Genomic DNA, 510 nt, shown 5'->3' on the forward strand with positions numbered 1-510 from the left:
AGGGCCCAGCGGCGTGCCGCCACGACATCGTCTAAAGCCTCCCAGCGGTTCTCGGGCAGCGGGCGCGGGGCCAACCCTGGTGGCCGAAGCGACGCAACGATCGCTGAGGGATCGAGGAAGGTGGCGCACCACGAGGCGGTCTCGCGAATCCGAGCTTCGAGATCCTCGAGCGCGCTGGGGTACCTCGCGGCATGGCGGCTGCGGCCGTGCTGTAGCCGCGTGAGAAGGCGTTCGGCTTCGGCGTGCTCCATGACGATGCACCGAGTATCGACCTAACGCCGCAGCCCGGCCAGAGTGGCACCACCCGTCTGGCTTGCCCCGGAAAAGCCGGATCTCACGACCCTCATTGCACGCTCGGCCGGTGGTGATGTGCTACGACTCGCTCCTACCACCCGATGAGCCGCAAGTCGAGGATCCCCACCGACGGCGCCCCGCCGCTGTCCACCAATCCGTTTGCCGCGCTCCAGGGGGCGCTCGGCGAGCTTCCTCCGGGTGATGCGGTCACCGCTG

The 510-nt window shown here is 68.8% G+C and carries 1 protein-coding gene; it reads right to left on the bottom strand.

Annotated elements, in window-relative coordinates; genetic code table 11:
* Nucleotides 1-251 (bottom strand): hypothetical protein (locus OEB96_RS00300; RefSeq protein ID WP_266213373.1); only part of this gene is annotated, 251 nt, incomplete at its 3' end.
* Nucleotides 252-510: the final 259 nt, after the last annotated feature.

The sequence above is a fragment of the Paraliomyxa miuraensis genome (assembly GCF_026337845.1).
Lineage (GTDB): Bacteria > Myxococcota_A > Polyangia > Nannocystales > Nannocystaceae > Paraliomyxa > Paraliomyxa miuraensis.